Here is an 18849-nt window from a genome sequence, read left to right on the forward strand (position 1 = left end):
CAAAAGTCAATGCAATCAAAAAAATAAAAAGTACATTGGCACACTATCGAGTTCTCAAACAACAACCGCACACCCAACAACCAACCCCAACCAGAGCCAGCGTCAAGCAGCTGAAACAAAGTTACACACCCGTAAACACAAAGTCAAATCCAACCAAACCAGCCAGACTCAAAACCGCCCACAAGCAGCAACTTTATTCACTTTGATCATTCCCTCCAAGCGGCCAGGCCGCTCGTCGGCAACGAGGGATAACTTAACCACGAACCAACAAACAACACAAATCGCCTGCGCAACGCATGTTTTAGTGATATGTAGCGAGTGGTCCATCCGGCCCTTCAATCACATGCACTGGCGTATTGAAGATTTGCGTGAGCAACTCGTCGTTCATAATTTCGCGCGGAGTCCCAAACGCGGCGATCTGGCCATCTTTGGTGGCGCAGATGTAATCGGCGTACTTCGCAGCGAAATTGATGTCGTGCAGCACGATGATGATGGTGCGACCGAAGTCCCTCGCCGCGGAATAGAGGTGCTTCATCATCTCGACAGAGTGCGCGATGTCGAGGTTGTTCAGCGGTTCGTCGAGAAGGACGTAGTCGGTTTCCTGACAGAGCACCATTGCCACATAGGCGCGCTGGCGCTGCCCTCCAGAGAGCTGGTCCAGGTAGCGGTTTTCGAGTTCGTGGAGACCAAGGAAGTCGATGTACTTCGAGATGATCTGCTCGTCCTCGGGAGTGAGACGTCCATGGCTGTACGGGAAGCGCCCGAAGCCGACGAGCTGGCGCACCGTCAGGCGCGTCACAAAGTGGTTCTCCTGACGCAAGATCGAGATGATCTTTGCGAGATCTTTTGATTTAGCGCTGGTGACGTCCATACGGCCGATTTCGACGGTGCCGGAGTCGATAGCTAAGAGACGCCCAATCATCGTGAGGAGCGTCGACTTGCCCGCACCGTTCGGTCCAACGAGCGCGGTGATGCCACCAGCGGGAATCTCGATATTGACGGGTCCGATTTTGACGTCGTCGCCGTAGTCTTTGCGGACTTCTTTCAGCGTGATCATAAGCGTCCCTTCTTCAAGATGACTGCCAAAAAGGTGATGCCACCGACGAGCTCAATGATGATTGACACGACGCCCTGCGCATAAAACACGTGGTTCATGATGAAGTAGGCGCCACTGAGTACGCAGAATCCCAGCAGTACTGCCATTGGGAAGATGTAACGGTGGTCGTAGGTATCGCAGAATTGGTACGCGAGCGTCGCTACGAGGAACCCCAGGAACGTCATCGGCCCGACGAGCGCGGTCGAGACCGCCATCAAGATGGAGACCAGCACCAATGTGAAGATCGAGTGGAATCGGTGGCTAACGCCGAGGTTCACGGTGACATCTCTGCCGAGTGCGAGGACGTTGAGGCGGCGTGAATTGAAGACCAGTAGTGCTGTGGCGCCGACCGCGAGTGGGATAGCGACCGGATAGTACTCAGGATCCGCGTTGTTGACGGAGCCAAACAACCGCGCGGTGAGGACGTCGAACTCGCTTGGTGTGAGGAGGCGCTGCATGAACGTCGACACGCTGCCGAGTCCGCCACCGATCACGATGCCGACCAGCAGCATCGCGTGCATATTTGCGTGCTTTCCGGACAACAGCCACGCGTACAGCACAAGGCTCAGGCCAACCATGAGCACTAGCTGCAGCACGAACATCTGGAGCGTATATCCATTGTTCAGGCCAGCGGCACCGAGGAAGAACACGGTCGAGGTGTGAATCGACACGTAGAGGGCTTCAAAACCCATGATGGACGGCGTAATGATGCGGTTGTTCGTCACCGTTTGGAACGAAACGGTCGCCACCGCCTGGCACAGCGCCACAATCGCCATCGCGATAACCGAGTTCAAACGGCGCTTCGCAATCAGCCAGTATCCGGTGGTGCCGAAGTCCATGGGGTTGCCGTACGCCAACAGACCGGCAGTAAACCCTACGGCGGCGATGATAAGGCACGCAAGAATTATCCAGTAGCGGGTTTTGCTCTTGGTGGATTGGAAGGCTCCGACGAAGCGGGCGTCGATAAGCTGTTTAGGCACGGCGACTCTGCCTCACGATCAAGAAGACGAAAACCACCGCACCGATGATGCCCAAGATGACGGACACCGGGATCTCGAACGGGGCGATGATCGTGCGGGCCAGCAAGTCGCACACCGTGACGATGCCTACGCCGAGGAGGCAGACCCACGGAAGGTTGGAGCGGAGGTCGTCGCCACGCATCATGGAAACAATGTTGGGAACAATGAGCCCAAGAAAAGGAAGATTGCCGACGACCACCGTCACGACGCCCGCTGCGACCGCAACGAGGCTCGTTCCGACCAAGATGATGCGGCCGTAGTTAAGGCCAATGTTCGTGGCGACGTCCTCCCCCAGGCCGGCGGCTGTAAGGCGGTCGGCGTAGAAGAACACGGCAATCACGACCGCGACGACGATCCAGAGTACCTCGTACTGCCCGGAAATCACTGAGGTAAACGAGCCAGCGAACCAAATCCCGAGCGACTGAAGCAGGTCAGTTTGAAGCGCCCAAAACGTGGAGAATGCGCTGACAACGGCGCCGAGCATGATGCCGACGATCGGGACGATCAGGCTCGAGCGCAGCGTCACCCTCCGAAGGAACGCAAAGAAGACCATCGTCCCGATGAATGCGAAGGTGACGGAAATGATCATGCGCTGCAGGATCGTGCCGTCGGGCAAAAATACGTACGACGCCAGCAAGCCCAGGCCAGCCCACTCGGTGGTACCCGTCGTGGTGGGCTCGACGAAGCGGTTCTGCGTGAGCATCTGCATGATCAGACCGCTCATCGCCATCGCGGCGCCAGCAAGCACCAGCGCGATAGTGCGCGGAACGCGGGTGGTTTTGAACATGTCCCAGCCGTCGCTTGATCGAAAAACGTCGTACTGGCCAACCAATAAGGACAGGGCCAGCAGCACGATCACAATGACGAGACCCACCCCAAGCTTCCAGTTAAGAAGTTTGGGGTGGGTGCGCGTACCCGGTTGCGCCATTACTTGGCGGCCTCCAGCTGATCAGCAATGCCGTTCAGGATTTCGGTGTAGGTCAGGATGGACTCGTTGATGTAGGTGTCCTGCGGAGCCACATAGATGTGGTTCTCCTTGACTGCGGTGACATTCTGCAGTGCGGCAGAGTCGCTCAGCACGCTCAGAGCAGCCGGGGACTCCCCTTCCTTCTTAATGGCCGCGTCGCGGTCAAGGGCGAAGATCCAATCTGGGTTGGAGTCGGCGATAGCCTCAACAGAAATATCGTCACCCTTGTGGTCGCTCGAGGCGTTTTCTACCTTCAGCGCCGGAGTGAAACCGATGAGGTCAAAGAGGGGGCCAAAGGTGCGGCCGATGCCCGGCGCAACATATCCGATTTCCCCACCAGAAACGTTGACAGCCATCACGGTCTGCGCTGGGTCGTATGCGTCGCGAGCACGCTGTACTGCCTTGGTGAAGTCTTCGACGGTTTTCTCCGCTTCGGCCTGCTTACCGAAGATTTCGCCGAGCTCGAGGGTCTGACGGATCAACTCACGGTCGAAGGGTTCATCGTCACGTGGTTCGAAGTCGACGAGTACTGCGTTTGGAACAAGTTTCTGAATCTCGTCGTCGTACTTTTCAAAACGCTGGCCCGAGATGATTACGTCCGGGTCAGCTGCAACGATGATCTCCAGATTCGGCTCCTTGTGATTGCCGATGTCCGCAATATCGTCATTGTCTCGCAGGCCCGGAACATCTTTCGAAACCAACTTCTTTGGCGCCGCAACCGGCTTCACACCCCAGGAGTCCAGGAGCTCGAAGGTGCGGTTGTCGAGCGCAACGACGCGCTTCGGCGGAGTCGGCACAGTCTTTTCGCCATAGTTGTCGGTCACGGTCACGGTGCCGTTTTCCGCGGCAGTCGTCGTAGCGGAGGCGCTAGCCTGGGTCTCCGAAGTGGACGCGTTGTTCGACTCTGCTTCAGAGCAGGCGGTCAGCGTCATCGCTGCGGCGGCTGCAACAGCCACGATGGTCTTACGTGAAAAACGAATCATGTTGAAAAGTATCCTTGCTACTCATATCCAAGGGTAGGGTTACCTCACTCACCCTAAGCTACTCATGAGAGTTAGGCAAGGCTTAGAGAAGAAAGTGATTATCGACATCCCCCTCCCCTTACCCCCGTGTCATGCATCTACGCAGCTTAGATCGGATCGAACCAGCCATTGACCGCAGGCCCATCTGGTGCAAGCACCCCTTAGCTGTGACAGAATACTCAGAGCACTGGATCTCACCGCGTCAGTACGACAGGAGGACCTCAAATGTCCACAATCGCAGTCTTGGCATTCTTTCTCGCCTACATCGTTGCCCCTAGCAGTCCCATCGTATGGATCCTGCTTGCGGTCGCGGTTGTCGCCCTCACCTGGGACACAGTCGCGCTCGTGCGAAAGGATGCTTCCCGATGAACTCACCACTCAACAACTCAGCCATCTACATCCTCGGTACTGCCCTTGCATATCTGGCGACCGGCTGGGCCTGGACGATTGCCATAGGCGCTGCCGCAGCTCTTTCAGCATTCTCCCGCCACCTGTACACAGACAAGGCGTAACGTCACTGAGGGGAACGGAAGAGATTCTACCGATCGTCAATAAACGTGAGATCCCCTCCAAGCCAAAAGCCGCCACTCACAGTGACGGCTACAACTAGCTATGTGCTTTACTCTTCGGTGAACGAGTCCCACGGAGCACCAACCATATCGGCAAGTTCAATATCCGCTTCATCTTCCGAAACCAGCTTCATATTCTAGGGCCAATACTCACCACGTATTCGAGCAAATCTTCACCCGTGTTCAACTGGCTCGCTCATCACGCTTTACCTTTCACTTGGGGCTCTGGCCTCTAGATGTCTTTGACGCTGCCTTCGCCGTCAATGAACTCCAGCGGCGACGCTGGGAAATGTGCACGACTGACAACCTCGGTAACGACGTCCGCAACAAGCTCGCGGGAAGTCGTCATGCTGCTGGCACGCTCTGCATCATTGTCCAGCACAGTAATGCCCCCAGCAGGCTCTTCGGTGAGCGCCGCTGGGCCGAGGATGAGGTAGTTGAGGTCCGTCGAATTCAGCTTCTTATCGACGGCCTTCTTCGACTCGACATACGCATACCACGACTCATCCGACGGGTCAGTCGTGTTCTCAGTGGCGCCGACATAGGAGATCATCACGTAAGCCGGTGCTCGCTTCCCCTCCGCAGCCAGTTTCTCTAGCCCAGCGATGGAGGCCAGGGCGGCGTCGCGGTCGACTGCCCACGTCACTTCGGCACCAGCGCGTCCACCGTTGCCGGCGCCCCACACGGCGACGTCATACTGGGCAAGGAGCTCAGCCCAGTCCTCAACGGAGATCTCGGTTAGGTCCCGCAAGACAGGGGTAGCTCCGAGCGCTTCAATATCGGCAGCCTGGTCGGGGTTGCGTATGAGGGAATGGACAGTATGGCCAGCGGCGACGAGCTTTGGCGCTGCCAACAGCCCCACCTTGCCATGGCCACCGATGTACAGAACGTTCTTGCGTGCAGTCGTCGTTTCAGTCATGGGCGCCACTGTACGCGTCATCTGCTTTCTCTAACGGTTGGCTGAAATTTGGGTCATACCCAGACCCTCAACTTGTAGTTACTCTCCTTCACAATCGCCCACAATCGAAAACCAAGTCCATGCAACGTATCCGACATATGCGAGCGGAAGAACCAGCGGTAAGAAAATGCCAGCAACCGCGCACATCGTAAGTGCGCCGATGGCCACCCGTGCGAATGACGGTTCAGAACCTGAAGCAACGAGCCTTACCGTCACTACGGCGGTAACGAAGCAGAGGACAACAGTCAGCTCCCACGGGATCCCGCTTCTGGTGGCCAAGATCACCGTCGCAATACCAACACAAATCCACAGGACCTTTGGAAGACTCACACTAGAACCCGATCCATTCCTTAGGGACAGTCACACTGAAGCGTAACAAGCTCGGTCTACCGAGCACCAGGTATGCAACCTGAAGCCGATGGAATAGCCTCGGCAAGATATGAAGAAAATGACCCTCTACCTGCTTAAACAAGTAGAGGGTCAGTGGAGCCGCCGGGAATTGAACCCGGGTCCTTCACCACCGCGCCAGGGCTTCTCCGTGCGCAGTTCGCGCACTGCCTCTGCTCGGCCCTCCGGATCAGGCAAACATGTCCGGATGACGGGCCCAGTCAGTGAAAAATGTCCCTTCCGAGGCCCCACTGACAAGGCCGGAAGGCAAGCCCCCTAAGTCGACGCCAGGTACCGGGTCGGGGGCATCCCCGGCCTGACGGACACGCAGGTCGCTGAACCTTTCTAATTAGGCAGCGAGGGCGTAGTCACGCTGAGAGTTCTTCTCTGCGTTTATTGGTTGCTACGACGCTTACGGTGGTCTCTAGCCTGCACCGGCACGCTTCCCCTGGCTTAGTCGATGAAGTCGAAACCAGAATCGACCCCTCGTACTACGGGAACCGTAGAAGCACCACCCTAGCCGACGAGTATGCTCCCGCGCAAGGGCCCCGACCTAGGCGGTTGGGGTGATGCGCAGGAATTCGACGACGGCATCCGGGCCGGCGTCGACGGCGAGGCGTGCGGCTTTCGCCACGGACTGTGGCGTCATCTTCGGGCCGTTTGTGTCGCCGTGGAGCATGTCGGTGTCGGTGCGCCCTGGGTGTAGGGAGGTCACACGCACGGAACCGGCTTCCTCTAGGCGAAGGGAGTCGGTGAAACCGCGCAGGCCGAATTTGGAGGCGCAGTAGGCGGAGTTGCCGTCGATACCAAAGAAGCCGGCGCCGGAGTTGATGGTCAGGATGAGGCCGTTGCTGCGTCGCAGTGCGGGCAAGAGCGCTTTCGTGAGCAGCATCGGCGCGATCACGTTGACTTCCATGGTGCGGCGCAGGTCGGCCTCGGAAAGGTCGGTGAGGCGGGCGGGCGTCATGACGCCTGCGGCGAGCACGAGCACGTCGAGCTCTTGAATGTTCGACGCCGCCTCCGCCATCGCAGCCCTGTCGGTGAGGTCAACCTCGAAGGGCTCGGCGTTGGGCAGTGCGCTGACGACCTCGGAGGCGTCGCGGGAGGCGCCGACGTAGACGTGGTGGTCGCGGCCGAGTTCCTCCGCGATCGCACGACCGATACCGCGGGAGGCGCCTGTGACGAGTGCTTGCTTCAACCTGAAATCTCCTTAGGCCTTGATGCCTTTGAACTTCCTGCCAAGGTCACGAGCAATTTCGCGATCTTCGGCGCGGCGTTTGATGGCTTGGCGTTTGTCGTAGTCCTGCTTACCTTGCCCCAGGCCGAGCTCCACTTTCGCGCGGCCGTCCTTGAGGTAGAGCGAGAGCGGGATGAGGGTGCGGTTGCCGTCGCGAAGTTTGCCCTGCAGAGAGTCGATTTCGCGGCGGTGCATGAGTAGCTTGCGGGTCCGGCGTGGAGGGTGGTTCGTCCAGTGCCCTTTCGAGTATTCGGGGATGTGCATGTTGCGCAGCCAGACCTCGCCGTTATCGATGGTGGCGAATGCTTCGACCAGCGACACCTTGCCTTCGCGCAGCGACTTAATCTCGGTACCGACAAGCACGATGCCGGCCTCCCAGGTGTCCAGGATGTTGTAGTCGTGCCGCGCTTTGCGGTTGGTCGCAAGTACCCCGGTGTTGCTCAGCTTCTGTTTCTTCTTCTTGCCCATAGGCGTTCCACCCTACTACTTCCGCACGTAGCTGCGCAGTGCCACCTGAGCTGCAAGGGCACCGATGACGACGGCCCCGAGTCCGACAAGCGGCATCACTGTCATGACGGCGGAGTCCGGAACGCGGGCGACGAGTTGGGAGGCGTAGAGGTCACCGAGGATCGGGTCGACGAGCGAGCGCTTCCCCACCCACGCCAACACGGTGGCAAGTACTGCACCGATCAGCACGGAGAGCACCGCTTCCAGCACGAATGGGGCCTGGGTGAACCAGCGGGATGCACCCACCATGCGCATAATGGCGATCTGCTCGCGGCGGTTGTACGCGGCGAGCTGGACCATGTTCACGATCAGGAACAGCGATGCCAGTGCCTGCGCCGCGGCGACGACGAAGGTCACGTTGCGGAAGGTGTCCATGGTGCCGGCGGCCTCGCGTACGGTGTCGGCCTGGTCGCTGACCATGGCAACCTGCGGCATGTCACGGATTGCGTCGATAGGTGCGATGTCGGACGGGTCCTTGAGGCGCACGTGCAGCGCGGCCGGTAGCGCGTCCGGGGAGGTTTCGCGCACGAGGTCCGGCTCGGAATCCTGGAAGAGCTCCACGAAGCGTTCGTAGGACTGCTCGCGGGAGCGGAAGGTCACCTGTTCGACGCGGTCATCGGCTTGCAGGGTGTCGCGGACCTCGCGGCAGGCCTCGGAAGAGCAGTCATTATCCTCGGCGGAGATGGTCTCGTCGAGCTCCACCATGACTTCGACGCGGTCGAGGTAGAGGTCCTTCGTCGCGCTCGTCGCCTGCGAAATCAGGATGCCTGCGCCGACGAGCACGAGCGAAAGCGCGGTGGTGATGATGAGCGCGATGGTCATGGTGAAATTGCGCCCGAGGCCGCGGAGGCCTTCGCGGAAAATGAAGTTCCAGTTCATGCTTATCCCCTCACGGTTCCGTAGACGCCGTTGGCGTCGTCGCGAACAAGTTTGCCCAGGTGCAGTTCCATGACGCGCTGGCGCATCTCGTTGACGGCGCGTGCGTTGTGGGTGGACATCACAACGGTGGTGCCAAGGCGGTTGATGCGCGCGAGTAGCGCCATGATCTCGTCGGAGGTTCCCGGGTCGAGGTTGCCCGTGGGCTCGTCGGCGAGGACGAGTGGGGGCTTATCGACGAACGCTCGCGCGATCGCGACGCGTTGCTGCTCGCCGCCTGATAGTTCGTGTGGCATGCGGTTCGCTTTCGCATCCAGTCCGACCAGCTCGAGGGCCTCTGGTACCAGTTTTGCGATGCGCTGCTTCTTCTTCCCGATCACCTCGAGCGCGAACGCCACGTTGTCGTAGACGCTCAGCTTGGGCAGCAGCCTGAAGTCCTGGAAGACGTAGCCGATGGACTGACGCAGCAGGTTTACGTTGCTGCCCTTTAATGCGTTGACGTGGAAGTCGTCGAAGTAGATATCCCCCGAGGTCAGGTTTTCCTCACGGATCATCAGCTGAAGCAACGTCGACTTGCCGGACCCGGACGGGCCGATGAGGAAGACGAAGTCGCCGTCGGCAATTTCGAATGAGACATCGTCGAGTGCTGGGCGTGTGGACGTCGGGTAGACCTTCGTCACGTTGGAAAAAGTGATCACCCGCTACACACTACTACTTCTTCTGTTACTCCTGTGACTGAAGTTGCTCCATGCGCCAGCGGATACCGGCCTCCAGGAAGCCGTCGATGTCGCCGTCGAGCACCTTCTGCGGGTCCCCCACCTCGTAGTTCGTGCGCAGGTCCTTCACCATCTGGTACGGGTGCAGCACATAGGAGCGCATCTGGTTGCCCCAGCTGGCGTTGCCACCGGCACCGAGGGCGTCCATCTCAGCCTTTTCTTCCATGCGTTTCTTCTCCAGGAGCTTGGACTGCAGCACGTTGAGCGCGGATGCCTTGTTCTGGATCTGGGATTTCTCGTTCTGGCAGGTCACTACGATGCCGGTCGGGATGTGCGTGATGCGCACCGCCGAGTCCGTGGTGTTCACCGACTGCCCGCCGGGGCCGGAGGAGCGGTAGACGTCCACACGGATATCGGAATCCGGGATGTCGATGTGGTCGGTGTGCTCGACCACCGGCAACACCTCCACCTCAGCGAACGAGGTCTGGCGTCGCGCCTGGTTGTCGAACGGCGAGATACGCACCAGCCGGTGCGCGCCCTGCTCGACGGAGAGCTGGCCGTACATATATTCCCCGTGCACCACGAAGGTCGCCGACTTAATCCCGGCCTCTTCCGCATACGAAATGTCGTACACGTCCACCTTGTGACCATGCTTTTCCGCCCAGCGGATGTACATGCGCATGAGCATCTCGGCCCAGTCGGCAGCATCAACACCACCGGCGCCGGAACGGATGTTGACCACGGCTTCGCGTTCGTCGTACTCGCCGGACAACATCGTCTGCACTTCCAGGGAATCGACGTCCGCTTCGACGGCGTCGAGCTCATCGTCGGCGAGCGAAGGATCGCCCTCCTCTTCGGCGAGTTCGTACATGACGGGGAGGTCGTCGATACGCGAGCGCAAGCTCGTGACTTTCTTCAGGCGAGCCTGGACGCCGGAGAGCTCCGAGGTGACCTGCTGCGCGTGGGCGGGGTCGTCCCAGAGGCTCGGGTCGCCGGCCTGCTGCTCGAGTTCTTTGATGCGCAGGGCCATTTCGTCGAGGTCCATGACTTTTTCGATGGTGGTCAACGTGGCGTCAATACGTTTGATTCGAGCGAGCGTCTCCGGTTGCATACCGTCGAAGTCTAGACGACGCTCCACAAATCGCGCGCACAGCCCCATAATGGGTACATGACTTCTTTTTTCATTGAGCAACATCGCGACTCTGATGACGCAACACTGGCCGCCGCGCTAGTTGAGCATGCTGGCTCGCTTGCGCTGCGGATGCGGGAGGAAGGCCTTTCGACGGATTACAAGACCTCAATTTCTGACGTGGTGACGGAAGCGGACCGTGCCGCGGAACGATTCGTCGCAGAAACGCTCGCCGAGCTGCGCCCACACGACGGCGTCCTCGGCGAAGAGGGTGCTTCCAAACATGGCGATTCCTCACGGACGTGGGTGATTGACCCGGTTGATGGCACGTTTAACTTCACGCAGGGATCGGACTACTTCTGCTCGGCGCTCGCGCTGGTAGAGGGCGACCCCTCGGACCCGGCGCGCATCCTGATTGGCGCGGTGCACCGCCCGGCGATGAATACGACGTGGCTTGCCCACGATGGCGTCGCGACGCGCAACGGCGAGCCATTGCCCGACCTCGAGGCGGCGTCGCTGGCCTCGCAGGGCCTGGTGACGTACCTGCACCCGACGTTCATGCGCGATGACGCCATCCGGAACGCGTGGTTGCGCGCGGTGCGCGACGCGGCGACGATCCGCATGTGGGGCGCCGGTTCCGTGGACCTGTCTAATATCGCTAGTGGCCAGCTGGGCGGCTGGCTGCAGCACTCCGTCGCCGACTGGGATTGGCTGCCGGGCAAGGCGCTCATTGAGGCCGTTGGGGGCGTGGCAAAGAAGGTGCCTGCTGGCGGGGTGACCTGGTGTGTTGCCGGAAATCCACAAATTGTGTCGGACATTGAAGCTAGGCTTACTGAGCATGACGAATCTTTATGACGATGACCTCGCACTTGCACTAGAGCTTGCGGATGCTGCCGACGCGATTACGCTCGACCGCTTCGAAGCGTCCGACCTGAAGGTGAAATCGAAGCCGGATATGACCCCGGTTTCCGACGCCGATGTCGCTGTCGAGGAGGTGTTGCGTGAGCGCCTCGCCGAGGCGCGTCCAGGCGACTCGATCGTTGGCGAAGAGTTCGGCGGAGAGACCGTCTTCGAGGGCCGCCAGTGGGTCATCGACCCGATCGACGGCACGAAGAACTTCGTTCGCGGTGTACCCGTGTGGGCGACGTTGATTTCACTTCTTGTCGACGGCCAACCAGTCCTAGGCGTCGTCTCTGCCCCAGCGCTTGCGCGCCGCTGGTACGCGGCCCAAGGCTCGGGCGCGTGGCGGACGTTTAACAAGGGCAGCCTGAAGCGCCTCGAGGTCTCCCATGTGAGCGAGCTTGCGGATGCCTCCCTGGCGATGTCTTCGCTTGAGGGCTGGAAGGCACGTGGCCTGCAGGAGAACTTCATCGCACTCACTGAGCGCACCTGGCGCCTGCGCGGCTACGGGGATTTCTTCGGCTACTGCCTGGTGGCCGAGGGCGCCGTCGACATCGCGGCAGAACCGGAGGTATCTGTGTGGGACCTCGCTGCCCTGTCTGTCCTGGTCACGGAGGCCGGTGGCACGTTTAGCTCACTCAGCGGTGAGCCTGGACCGCACGGCGGCGACGCGATCGCCACGAACGGGCTGCTGCACGACGCCGCCCGAAAGGTAATCGGCGTCTAAGAAACTTCAAGCGCTTGAAGCCTTAGGGCAGGCGGAAGCCGTTGTCCAGCGTGGACAGCACCGCGTCCATCCGGACCGCGCCCGTCGGCGCGTGAATCACGCCCTGCAGCGGGCTGTGGCACGAGACGTCGAACGGCGATGGGAGCACCCCGCCGTTCAGGATGCCGACGAGGCGGTCGCCCACCACTACGGGTGCGCCCGAATCACCCTGCATGGCGCAGGTGTGGGAGATGTTCATGGACTCCCAGTCGTGCAGCGTCACGCCGCACGTCCTGCCGGAGGCCACGCCCTGCTTGCACACCACGTTGCCGGGTTTGATCGGCTTGCTGCCGAGGTGGTTGATGTGGACGCCGTTGTAGGAGCGTGTGACCTCCGCGTTCGAGCCCAGCTCGATCAGTGCGTAGTCGAGGTCCCGGTTGACCTCCACGATGGTGCCGGAAGGCCCGACTTGCCAGGAGTCGGCGGAGGTGACGGCGTCGCCAACTTCACCGCAGTGCCCGGCGGTCAGCGCGTACTTGTGCCCTTTATCGTCGTGGCCCGCCACGGCGACGGTGCACATTGATTCGGTGCCATTGGTGCGCTTCACGTAAATCGGGGTGCTGGGCCCGTAGAGGGAATTTCCCCGAGTGAGCGCTTGGTTCGAGGCCTCCGGAATCCGCGGGGCGTCGTGGAAGGAACCGGGCACGCGGTGCAGCACGTAGTCGGTCCAAGGTTTTCCGGCGAGGAGTTTCGAAGCGGCGTCGCTACGCCAGACATAGTTTGGGTCGACGTTGCCCTCGTACTCCGAGCGCACCTGCGCTATTGCCGGTGGCGCGAGCCCCACCCCTGCGACCGCGATTCCAACCCCAGCAACGAGCGCACACACTCGGCGAAGCAACATAGGCACCCTTCCACTCCAACCACAGACGTTTCTTGAGTACACAATGCCACCTTTTGCCCTAATTTGCCCCATCGGCACGGCAACCAGCACAAAAGGTGTGGGTGCGGAACTATGCTCAAGCCATGCGCCTAGAAGAAAAGTTCACGCCGTTCCTACAAAGCCTGGAAGCTCACCGCGGTGAGCTAGAGAATTTGTACAAGTGGTTCCACCAGAACCCTGAACTATCCATGCAGGAGTTTGCTACCTCCGCTCGCATTCAGGAGGAGCTGGAGGCGCTCGGCGTCGAGGTGGTGCCCGTCGGCAAAACGGGGCTCGTGGGCGTCGTGCGAAACGGCGACGGCCCAACTGTCGGTTTCCGCGCCGACTTCGACGCCCTCCCAATCAAGGAAGAAACGGGGCTTGAGTACTCGGCTTCCTCGGAGCTGGGCATCATGCACGCCTGCGGCCACGACATGCACACGACCGCACTGTTGGGTGCGGTTCGCCTGCTGCAGGAAAATACCGACGCGTGGAGCGGCACCTTCCTTGCCATCTTCCAGCCTGGTGAGGAGACCGGCGCCGGCGCCCAGGACATGGCCGACGCGGGGCTAGCCACGAAGGTACCTACCCCCGAGGTAGTGCTTGGCCAGCACGTGGGACCGATGCTGCCGAACTACGGCCTCGGCGCACTACCAGGGCCAGTGTTTGCTGCGGCCGAACAGACGAAGGTCACCATTTACGGGCAGGGTGCCCACGGCTCGCAACCACACAACGGCATCGACCCGGTTGTGATCGCGGCGAGCATCATCACCCGGCTGCAAACGATCGTTGCACGCGAAGTGGACCCGCAGGACATGGTCGTAGTCACGGTTGGCGCGGTCCACGCAGGCAACTCCGCGAACACGATCGCCGCGACGGCCGAGATTTCCGTTTCCACGCGCGCGTTTACCTCCGAGCTTTCGGAGAAGCTCAACGCCTCCATCAAGCGGATCGTTCGCGCAGAGTGCGAGGCCGCTGGCACGCCAAAGCCGCCCGCGTTCGAGCGCATCGGTGGTGCACCGGAGTTCCACAACGACGAGGCGACGGCCGACACTGTCATGACCGCGTTCCGGAAGAACTTCGACGAGGTGGGCGACTTCGGCAGGCTTTCCGGCTCCGAGGACTTCCCCACGATTGGCAACGCGTTCGGCGCCCCGTACTTCTACTGGTTCTTGGGCAGTGTCAAAGATATCGACGGCGCCCCTTCGAACCACTCGCCGTACTTCGCCCCTGACCTGCAGCCGGTGCTTGACCGCAGTATCCAGGCCATCTTGGTCTCTACGTCTCCGTGGTTGATGCGAGGGTAGGCCTGCCGTACGCTTTCGTTGCATGCGTACCGTAGAGCAACAGCAACGTACACGGCTCGTCGTCCCGGATATCGCGCGGGGTTTGGCGCTGCTCGGCATCGCCGTAGCCAACGCGATTTCGTACTGGCTCACTCCTTTAAGTACTACCGTGACAGGCGAGCACCCAGGCACGGTGGCTGACCAAGCCGCGACGGTCTTCGCGGCGATGTTCGTGCACGTCCGTGGCCTGCCGATGTTCTCAACGCTCCTCGGCTTCGGCTTCGGTCTGGTCGCGGCGAGTTTGGCCCGCAAAGGGTATCCGGCAGGTGCTGCCCGGCGCGTGCTGGCGAAGCGCTACGGGATGCTCGCGCTCTTTGGCCTGGCACACATGTGGCTGCTGTTTAGCGGCGACATCATGTTGACCTACGGGCTTATTGGTGTGCTGATGGCGCTGTTCCTGCGGGTGCGCTCGGGGGTGCTCTACGTCATTGCTGGCATCATTCTGGGGCTGTCGTGCATTGTGTACGCGCTGGTTGCGGTGTTTTTCTATGGAACACCCCTAGACCTTGCTACGCCGGCGCCGGATGCTAGCTCCTTTGCCACGTACTTTGCTGGGAACCAAGAGTTCGCGATCTACATGTTTTTCTCGCAGCCCCTCGTTGTGATCCAGCTGGGCGCGCTTTCCCTGATTGGTTTTGCGTGGGCGCGTGACGGCGTGCTCACTGACGTGAATGAGCACGCGCGGACGCTGTGGATTTGGGTAGCGGTGGCCGTCGCTGTCATTGTTGCGATCGGCATCCCACTTGGGCTTGCACAGCTGGGTATCCTGCCTGCGTCGACAGCGGCATTTTGGTCAATTTTGAACCAGAGCTTCGGGATGCTCACCGGACCGGGCATCTTGGCTGCGTTCGCGCTGGCAACGCAGCACTGGAACCAGCAGCCACCGCGCTGGACGATGCCGTTGATCGCCCTGGGCAAGCGCTCCATGTCCGGCTACCTTCTGCAGACGTTCGTGTTGCTTCCGACCGCAGTGCTGATCGGCTACTCGTGGCTGCCGGGCCTCGGGGAGCTCCGTCCGATATTGCTCGGGACCGCGGTGTGGCTGCTGTCAGTGGCGCTCGCCGCCCTGCTTGAGCGCATGGGCAAGCAGGGCCCGTTCGAGTCGCTGCACCGCCGCCTCTCGTACGGCCCGACGCGCCGCATCGAACCATACTCAGATCCTGCGAGCGGAAAGGCCCTCCCGCAATGAGCACGCACCGAATCCAAGTAGCACCGCTTTCGGAGCTCACCTCGCTCGAGGCGTTCGAACTATTCAAGCTCCGCGTCGACGTCTTCGTCGCCGAGCAGCACTGCCCTTATCGGGAACTCGACGAGCAGGACGCGCACCCTGACACGCTGCACCTGCTCGCGTGGAACGGTGCGGTGTTGGAGGGCTGCGCCCGCGTCTTTCCCACCGCAACGGGTTCCCAGTTTGGCCGTTTCGTCGTCGCCCCGGCCGCTCGCGGCACAGGCCTGGGCGCGCAGATCGCGCGAACGGGCATCCAGCTCACCGAGCGCTGGCCGGGCGACCTGATCGTCGAGGCACAGTCTGGCCTGGTCCCCTACTACGAGCAGTTCGGCCTTGTCGCCGAGGGCGAGGAGTTCCTTGACACTGGAGTTCCGCATCGTGTGATGCGTCTTCGTCGCTCATAAATATTTTTCTAGCTTTTCCTAAGGTTTCGCGCTAGTCTCATTCTGTCAGATCATTGATTATTTGAAAGGAAGCTCCATGCGCGCAATCTCTGCAGCTCTTGGTTCTGTTCTCGTCGCAGGGCTGGCTCTGACCGGCTGCAGCTCCACGGATGAGCAAACCCCACAGGCACAGTCCGACTCCGCCATCACCATCGATAACTGTGGCACCGAGGTCACCGTTCAGGGACCGGTCCAGCGTGCGACCACGCTCGAGCAAGGTGCAACGGACACGCTGCTGCTGCTCGGCGCCAAGGACCAGATTGCAGGCTACGGCCACCAGAAGGACCTGCCACCAGCTGGCTTCTCCCTCGACGGTCTGAAGGAAGTCAGTCCGTCGGTGCCGAACTCGGAGCAGCTGCGTGACGCTGACACGGACTTCATCTTCTCCCCGTTCGAGCTGAACTGGCGCGCTGACGCCGCAGGTACCCGCGAGGAGTGGGCTCGCCTGGGCGTCGCTACCTTCAACCCGAACAGTGAGTGCCCGTCCTACGGCGACAACAAGGGCAAGGATTCCTTCCAGCTGATCGCGAAGGACCTCGAGGACCTGGGCAAGCTCTTCGGCCGCGAAGAAGAGGCGAAGAAGCTCATCGAGAAGCAGAACTCCGAGCTGGAGAACGCGAAGCAGGCGCCTGAGGGCACCACGTTCATGCTGCTCTACTCCTCTGTTGGCGGTTCCCCGTACGTCGCCGGCGGCCCGTCGATCGTGACCACCATGGGCGAGCGCACCGGCATGACGAACGTATTCGCCAACCTGAATGAGGAGTGGCCACAGGTGTCGTGGGAGGCCGTCGCTGAGGCTGACCCGGACGTGATCATCCTGGCGGACCTGCCTGGCCGCGGCGAGCCTGGCGATAAGTGGGAGGAGAAGGTCGCTGACCTCGAAGCCACCCCTGGCACCAAGGAGATGAAGGCAGTCAAGAACAACATGTACATTGTGGTTCCTGGCGTCGCTACCTCGGCTTCCGCTCGTTCCTACGAAGTTGTGCAGAACATCTCGAAGGCGATTGACGACGGCCTCTTCGACGGAGCAACCAAGTAACTGTGAAGAAGACTGTCACTGTTTCAGCCATCGCGTTAGTACTGCTGGTACTCGCGATGGTTTGTTCTATTCCGATTGGCTCAAGCTCTCTGAGCTTTGCTGAGCTGCGTGGCATTTTCGATCCGGCGTTGCCCGCCCCTTCCCCACTGCGCATGTCCATCCTGACGGAACTTCGTATCCCGCGCATCCTGATGGCTGCGATGGTGGGCGGCATCCTCGCGGTCTCCGGTGTGGCGATGCAGGCCATCACGCATAATGACCTCGCCGAGCCGTACCTGCTGGGTATTTCCTCGGGCGCGTCAACAGGTGCCGTGGTGGCGATCCTGTTTTCCACCTGGCAGTACGGCATCATCGCCGGTGCTGCGGTGGGCGCACTCGTGTCCTTCGGCATGTTGATGCTGCTGCTGCGCAACAGCGCTGCCGACGCCGCGCGTGTCGTGCTCACTGGTGTACTGATCGGGTTCCTGTTCCAGTCGCTGACCTCGCTGATTGTCACCGCGTCCGGTAACGCTGAGTCGACCCGCGGCATCATGTTCTGGCTGCTTGGCGTGCTTAGCGCCGCGCGCTGGTACACCGTGATTGCGGTGTTCATCGTCGGCACCATCGGCACGGTGGCACTGTGGATGATGTCGCGCTACTTGGATGCGCTCTCCCTCGGTGATGCGACCGCGTCCACGATGGGTATCCCGGTTGTGGCGCTGCGCTACGCGGTGTTGGTCGCGGTGTCGCTGATGACGGCGGCTACGGTCGCGTCCGTCGGCGCGATCGGGTTTGTGGGCTTGATTGTTCCGCACGCCGTGCGCATGATTTCCGGGCCGCGGCACGCCAGCTTGATCCCGATTTCCGCGGTGGTCGGCGCGATCACCCTCGTAGTTGCCGACGCCATCGCCCGCGCCCTGTTCGCCCCGCAGGAACTGCCTGTCGGCGTGATCACCGCGCTCATCGGCGTCCCTGCGTTCTTCTTGATCCTGCGGAGGAAGCACTGATGTTAGAAGTCAAGAACCTCGAAACGGGCTTCCCCGGCACGACCATCCTGAGCGGCATTTCGTTTGAGCTCGACGCCCCCTCCGTCATCGGACTCGTGGGCCCGAACGGCTGTGGCAAGTCGACGCTGCTCAAATCCATCGCCGGGGTGCACCCATTCACAGGCGATGTGCTGTTCGACGGCAAGCCGCTGCGCGACTACCCTCGCACCGAGCGCGTCCACGTACTGTCCTACGTTGCGCAGCACTCTGGCGACAAGATTCCACTGACCGTGCGCGAGGTGATCCAGCTGGGCCGCAGCGCCGGCCGCGGACCGTTCGCGCAAGCCCAGCCGGAGGACGAGGAGATTATCCTTCACGCCCTGCGTCACGCGGACCTCGAGGGCATCGTGGACCAGAAGATGTCGGAGCTCTCCGGCGGCCAGATCCAACGCGCCATGGTTGCGCGCGCGATGGCGCAGCGTTCAAAGGTGATGCTGCTGGACGAGCCGACAAACCACCTCGACCTGCATCACCAGTACAAGCTCATGAACATGCTTCGCCACCTGTCCCGTGAGCACAACACGGTCATCGTGCTGGCGATTCATGACCTGGCGCTCGCCGCGCGCTACTGCGACCGCCTCCTGCTGCTGCACGATAAGCAGCTCAAGGGCAACGGTGCGCCAGACGACGTTCTTACTCCAGCAGTCCTTGAGAATGTTTTCGGAGTGAGCGGTAACCTAGACCGAGATAGCCAGGACATCCCGGTGCTGCATATTTCCCATCCGGTGTAGTGAATTTTAGGATTCCAGAAAGGTTTCAG

22 protein-coding genes and 1 other RNA gene are annotated in these 18849 nt (G+C 60.9%); 11 read left to right on the forward strand and 12 right to left on the reverse strand.

Annotation, left to right across the window (positions count from 1 at the left end; genetic code table 11):
* Positions 1–206: hypothetical protein (locus KBX14_RS06005; RefSeq protein WP_256008639.1), on the forward strand; the 206-nt coding region annotated here is incomplete at its 5' end.
* 95 nt (positions 207–301) lie between these two features.
* Here KBX14_RS06005 and KBX14_RS06010 read toward each other — a convergent pair.
* Genes KBX14_RS06010 through KBX14_RS06025 form a run of 4 tightly spaced genes read right to left on the reverse strand, consistent with a single transcriptional unit; the run spans position 302 to position 4065 of the window.
* On the reverse strand, positions 302–1057 hold the full coding sequence (locus tag KBX14_RS06010) for an ABC transporter ATP-binding protein (protein WP_070362871.1): 756 nt from the start codon (positions 1055–1057) through the stop codon (positions 302–304).
* Positions 1054–2076, reverse strand: a complete 1023-nt coding sequence (locus tag KBX14_RS06015; RefSeq protein WP_256042078.1) for an iron chelate uptake ABC transporter family permease subunit — start codon at positions 2074–2076, stop codon at positions 1054–1056. The genes KBX14_RS06010 and KBX14_RS06015 overlap by 4 nt, the downstream gene beginning before the upstream one ends.
* On the reverse strand, positions 2069–3043 hold the full coding sequence (locus KBX14_RS06020; protein ID WP_070476993.1) for an ABC transporter permease: 975 nt from the start codon (positions 3041–3043) through the stop codon (positions 2069–2071). Before KBX14_RS06020 ends, KBX14_RS06015 begins: the two co-directional genes overlap by 8 nt.
* Positions 3043–4065 carry a siderophore ABC transporter substrate-binding protein gene (locus KBX14_RS06025; RefSeq protein ID WP_070362874.1) on the reverse strand — a complete coding sequence of 341 codons (1023 nt, stop codon included), beginning with the start codon at positions 4063–4065 and terminating at the stop codon, positions 3043–3045. The genes KBX14_RS06020 and KBX14_RS06025 overlap by 1 nt, the downstream gene beginning before the upstream one ends.
* 264 nt (positions 4066–4329) lie before the next feature.
* Here KBX14_RS06025 and KBX14_RS06030 point away from each other — a divergent pair, with 264 nt between their 5' ends.
* Both KBX14_RS06030 and KBX14_RS06035 read left to right on the forward strand, forming a co-directional pair.
* Positions 4330–4473, forward strand: coding sequence for a hypothetical protein (locus KBX14_RS06030; protein WP_168156195.1), 144 nt, complete (start codon positions 4330–4332; stop codon positions 4471–4473).
* Positions 4470–4616 carry a hypothetical protein gene (locus KBX14_RS06035; protein ID WP_168156196.1) on the forward strand — a complete coding sequence of 49 codons (147 nt, stop codon included), beginning with the start codon at positions 4470–4472 and terminating at the stop codon, positions 4614–4616. Before KBX14_RS06030 ends, KBX14_RS06035 begins: the two co-directional genes overlap by 4 nt.
* 289 nt (positions 4617–4905) lie before the next feature.
* On the opposite strand, the gene KBX14_RS06040 is transcribed toward KBX14_RS06035, so the two are convergent.
* From KBX14_RS06040 to prfB, 7 genes are all read right to left on the reverse strand, one after another.
* Positions 4906–5592: an NAD(P)H-binding protein gene (locus tag KBX14_RS06040; protein WP_256008539.1), complete on the reverse strand. Its 687-nt coding sequence runs from the start codon at positions 5590–5592 to the stop codon at positions 4906–4908.
* Between the two features lie 520 nt (positions 5593–6112).
* Positions 6113–6504: a transfer-messenger RNA gene (gene ssrA, locus KBX14_RS06045) on the reverse strand.
* A gap of 67 nt (positions 6505–6571) precedes the next feature.
* On the reverse strand, positions 6572–7216 hold the full coding sequence (locus tag KBX14_RS06050; RefSeq protein ID WP_256042079.1) for an SDR family oxidoreductase: 645 nt from the start codon (positions 7214–7216) through the stop codon (positions 6572–6574).
* 12 nt (positions 7217–7228) lie between these two features.
* On the reverse strand, positions 7229–7723 hold the full coding sequence (smpB, locus tag KBX14_RS06055; protein WP_070976007.1) for an SsrA-binding protein SmpB: 495 nt from the start codon (positions 7721–7723) through the stop codon (positions 7229–7231).
* 15 nt (positions 7724–7738) lie between these two features.
* Positions 7739–8641: a permease-like cell division protein FtsX gene (gene ftsX, locus KBX14_RS06060; protein WP_256000959.1), complete on the reverse strand. Its 903-nt coding sequence runs from the start codon at positions 8639–8641 to the stop codon at positions 7739–7741.
* 2 nt (positions 8642–8643) lie between these two features.
* The gene (gene ftsE, locus KBX14_RS06065; protein ID WP_256000960.1) at positions 8644–9336 is read right to left on the reverse strand and encodes a cell division ATP-binding protein FtsE; all 693 of its coding nucleotides are present in this window, start codon (positions 9334–9336) and stop codon (positions 8644–8646) included.
* Between the two features lie 25 nt (positions 9337–9361).
* The gene (gene prfB / locus KBX14_RS06070; RefSeq protein ID WP_256042080.1) at positions 9362–10465 is read right to left on the reverse strand and encodes a peptide chain release factor 2; all 1104 of its coding nucleotides are present in this window, start codon (positions 10463–10465) and stop codon (positions 9362–9364) included.
* Positions 10466–10522: 57 nt separating this feature from the next.
* On the opposite strand from prfB, the gene KBX14_RS06075 reads away from it, so the two are divergent.
* Complete coding sequence (locus tag KBX14_RS06075; protein ID WP_256042081.1) at positions 10523–11338, forward strand: inositol monophosphatase family protein; 816 nt, start codon at positions 10523–10525, stop codon at positions 11336–11338.
* Complete coding sequence (hisN, locus tag KBX14_RS06080; protein ID WP_256042082.1) at positions 11322–12110, forward strand: histidinol-phosphatase; 789 nt, start codon at positions 11322–11324, stop codon at positions 12108–12110. Before KBX14_RS06075 ends, hisN begins: the two co-directional genes overlap by 17 nt.
* A gap of 22 nt (positions 12111–12132) precedes the next feature.
* Here the strand turns inward: hisN and KBX14_RS06085 are convergent, their stop codons facing one another.
* Entirely contained in the window at positions 12133–12990 is an 858-nt protein-coding gene (locus KBX14_RS06085; protein ID WP_256042083.1) for a S1 family peptidase, read from the reverse strand.
* 122 nt (positions 12991–13112) lie between these two features.
* Between KBX14_RS06085 and KBX14_RS06090 the strand changes: the two genes are divergently transcribed.
* From KBX14_RS06090 to KBX14_RS06115, 6 genes are all read left to right on the forward strand, one after another.
* Complete coding sequence (locus tag KBX14_RS06090) at positions 13113–14315, forward strand: amidohydrolase (protein WP_256042084.1); 1203 nt, start codon at positions 13113–13115, stop codon at positions 14313–14315.
* A 22-nt stretch (positions 14316–14337) separates the two neighbouring features.
* Positions 14338–15543 carry a DUF418 domain-containing protein gene (locus KBX14_RS06095; RefSeq protein ID WP_252931483.1) on the forward strand — a complete coding sequence of 402 codons (1206 nt, stop codon included), beginning with the start codon at positions 14338–14340 and terminating at the stop codon, positions 15541–15543.
* Positions 15540–15986 (forward strand): GNAT family N-acetyltransferase, encoded by a 447-nt coding sequence (locus tag KBX14_RS06100; protein WP_070362884.1) that lies wholly within the window; start codon positions 15540–15542, stop codon positions 15984–15986. Before KBX14_RS06095 ends, KBX14_RS06100 begins: the two co-directional genes overlap by 4 nt.
* 76 nt (positions 15987–16062) lie before the next feature.
* Complete coding sequence (locus KBX14_RS06105) at positions 16063–17064, forward strand: ABC transporter substrate-binding protein (protein ID WP_256042085.1); 1002 nt, start codon at positions 16063–16065, stop codon at positions 17062–17064.
* Between the two features lie 2 nt (positions 17065–17066).
* Positions 17067–18050, forward strand: a complete 984-nt coding sequence (locus KBX14_RS06110) for an iron ABC transporter permease (RefSeq protein WP_256008546.1) — start codon at positions 17067–17069, stop codon at positions 18048–18050.
* Entirely contained in the window at positions 18050–18820 is a 771-nt protein-coding gene (locus KBX14_RS06115; RefSeq protein WP_070362887.1) for an ABC transporter ATP-binding protein, read from the forward strand. Before KBX14_RS06110 ends, KBX14_RS06115 begins: the two co-directional genes overlap by 1 nt.
* The last annotated feature ends 29 nt before the right edge of the window (positions 18821–18849 follow it).

The organism is Corynebacterium sp. CCUG 61414 (assembly GCF_024453945.1).
Classification (GTDB): domain Bacteria; phylum Actinomycetota; class Actinomycetes; order Mycobacteriales; family Mycobacteriaceae; genus Corynebacterium; species Corynebacterium pseudogenitalium.

Excerpts from the sequence above, each read along its gene's own strand:
- KBX14_RS06090 (WP_256042084.1), top strand. The coding sequence starts at position 13,113 with ATGCGCCTAGAAGAAAAGTTCACGCCGTTCCTACAAAGCCTGGAAGCT.
- ftsX (WP_256000959.1), bottom strand. The coding sequence starts at position 8,641 with ATGAACTGGAACTTCATTTTCCGCGAAGGCCTCCGCGGCCTCGGGCGC.
- KBX14_RS06030 (WP_168156195.1), top strand. The coding sequence starts at position 4,330 with ATGTCCACAATCGCAGTCTTGGCATTCTTTCTCGCCTACATCGTTGCC.
- KBX14_RS06075 (WP_256042081.1), top strand. The coding sequence starts at position 10,523 with ATGACTTCTTTTTTCATTGAGCAACATCGCGACTCTGATGACGCAACA.
- hisN (WP_256042082.1), top strand. The coding sequence starts at position 11,322 with ATGACGAATCTTTATGACGATGACCTCGCACTTGCACTAGAGCTTGCG.
- KBX14_RS06105 (WP_256042085.1), top strand. The coding sequence starts at position 16,063 with ATGCGCGCAATCTCTGCAGCTCTTGGTTCTGTTCTCGTCGCAGGGCTG.
- smpB (WP_070976007.1), bottom strand. The coding sequence starts at position 7,723 with ATGGGCAAGAAGAAGAAACAGAAGCTGAGCAACACCGGGGTACTTGCG.
- KBX14_RS06085 (WP_256042083.1), bottom strand. The coding sequence starts at position 12,990 with ATGTTGCTTCGCCGAGTGTGTGCGCTCGTTGCTGGGGTTGGAATCGCG.
- KBX14_RS06035 (WP_168156196.1), top strand. The coding sequence starts at position 4,470 with ATGAACTCACCACTCAACAACTCAGCCATCTACATCCTCGGTACTGCC.
- KBX14_RS06010 (WP_070362871.1), bottom strand. The coding sequence starts at position 1,057 with ATGATCACGCTGAAAGAAGTCCGCAAAGACTACGGCGACGACGTCAAA.
- KBX14_RS06095 (WP_252931483.1), top strand. The coding sequence starts at position 14,338 with ATGCGTACCGTAGAGCAACAGCAACGTACACGGCTCGTCGTCCCGGAT.
- prfB (WP_256042080.1), bottom strand. The coding sequence starts at position 10,465 with ATGCAACCGGAGACGCTCGCTCGAATCAAACGTATTGACGCCACGTTG.
- KBX14_RS06115 (WP_070362887.1), top strand. The coding sequence starts at position 18,050 with ATGTTAGAAGTCAAGAACCTCGAAACGGGCTTCCCCGGCACGACCATC.
- KBX14_RS06040 (WP_256008539.1), bottom strand. The coding sequence starts at position 5,592 with ATGACTGAAACGACGACTGCACGCAAGAACGTTCTGTACATCGGTGGC.
- KBX14_RS06025 (WP_070362874.1), bottom strand. The coding sequence starts at position 4,065 with ATGATTCGTTTTTCACGTAAGACCATCGTGGCTGTTGCAGCCGCCGCA.
- KBX14_RS06020 (WP_070476993.1), bottom strand. The coding sequence starts at position 3,043 with ATGGCGCAACCGGGTACGCGCACCCACCCCAAACTTCTTAACTGGAAG.
- KBX14_RS06100 (WP_070362884.1), top strand. The coding sequence starts at position 15,540 with ATGAGCACGCACCGAATCCAAGTAGCACCGCTTTCGGAGCTCACCTCG.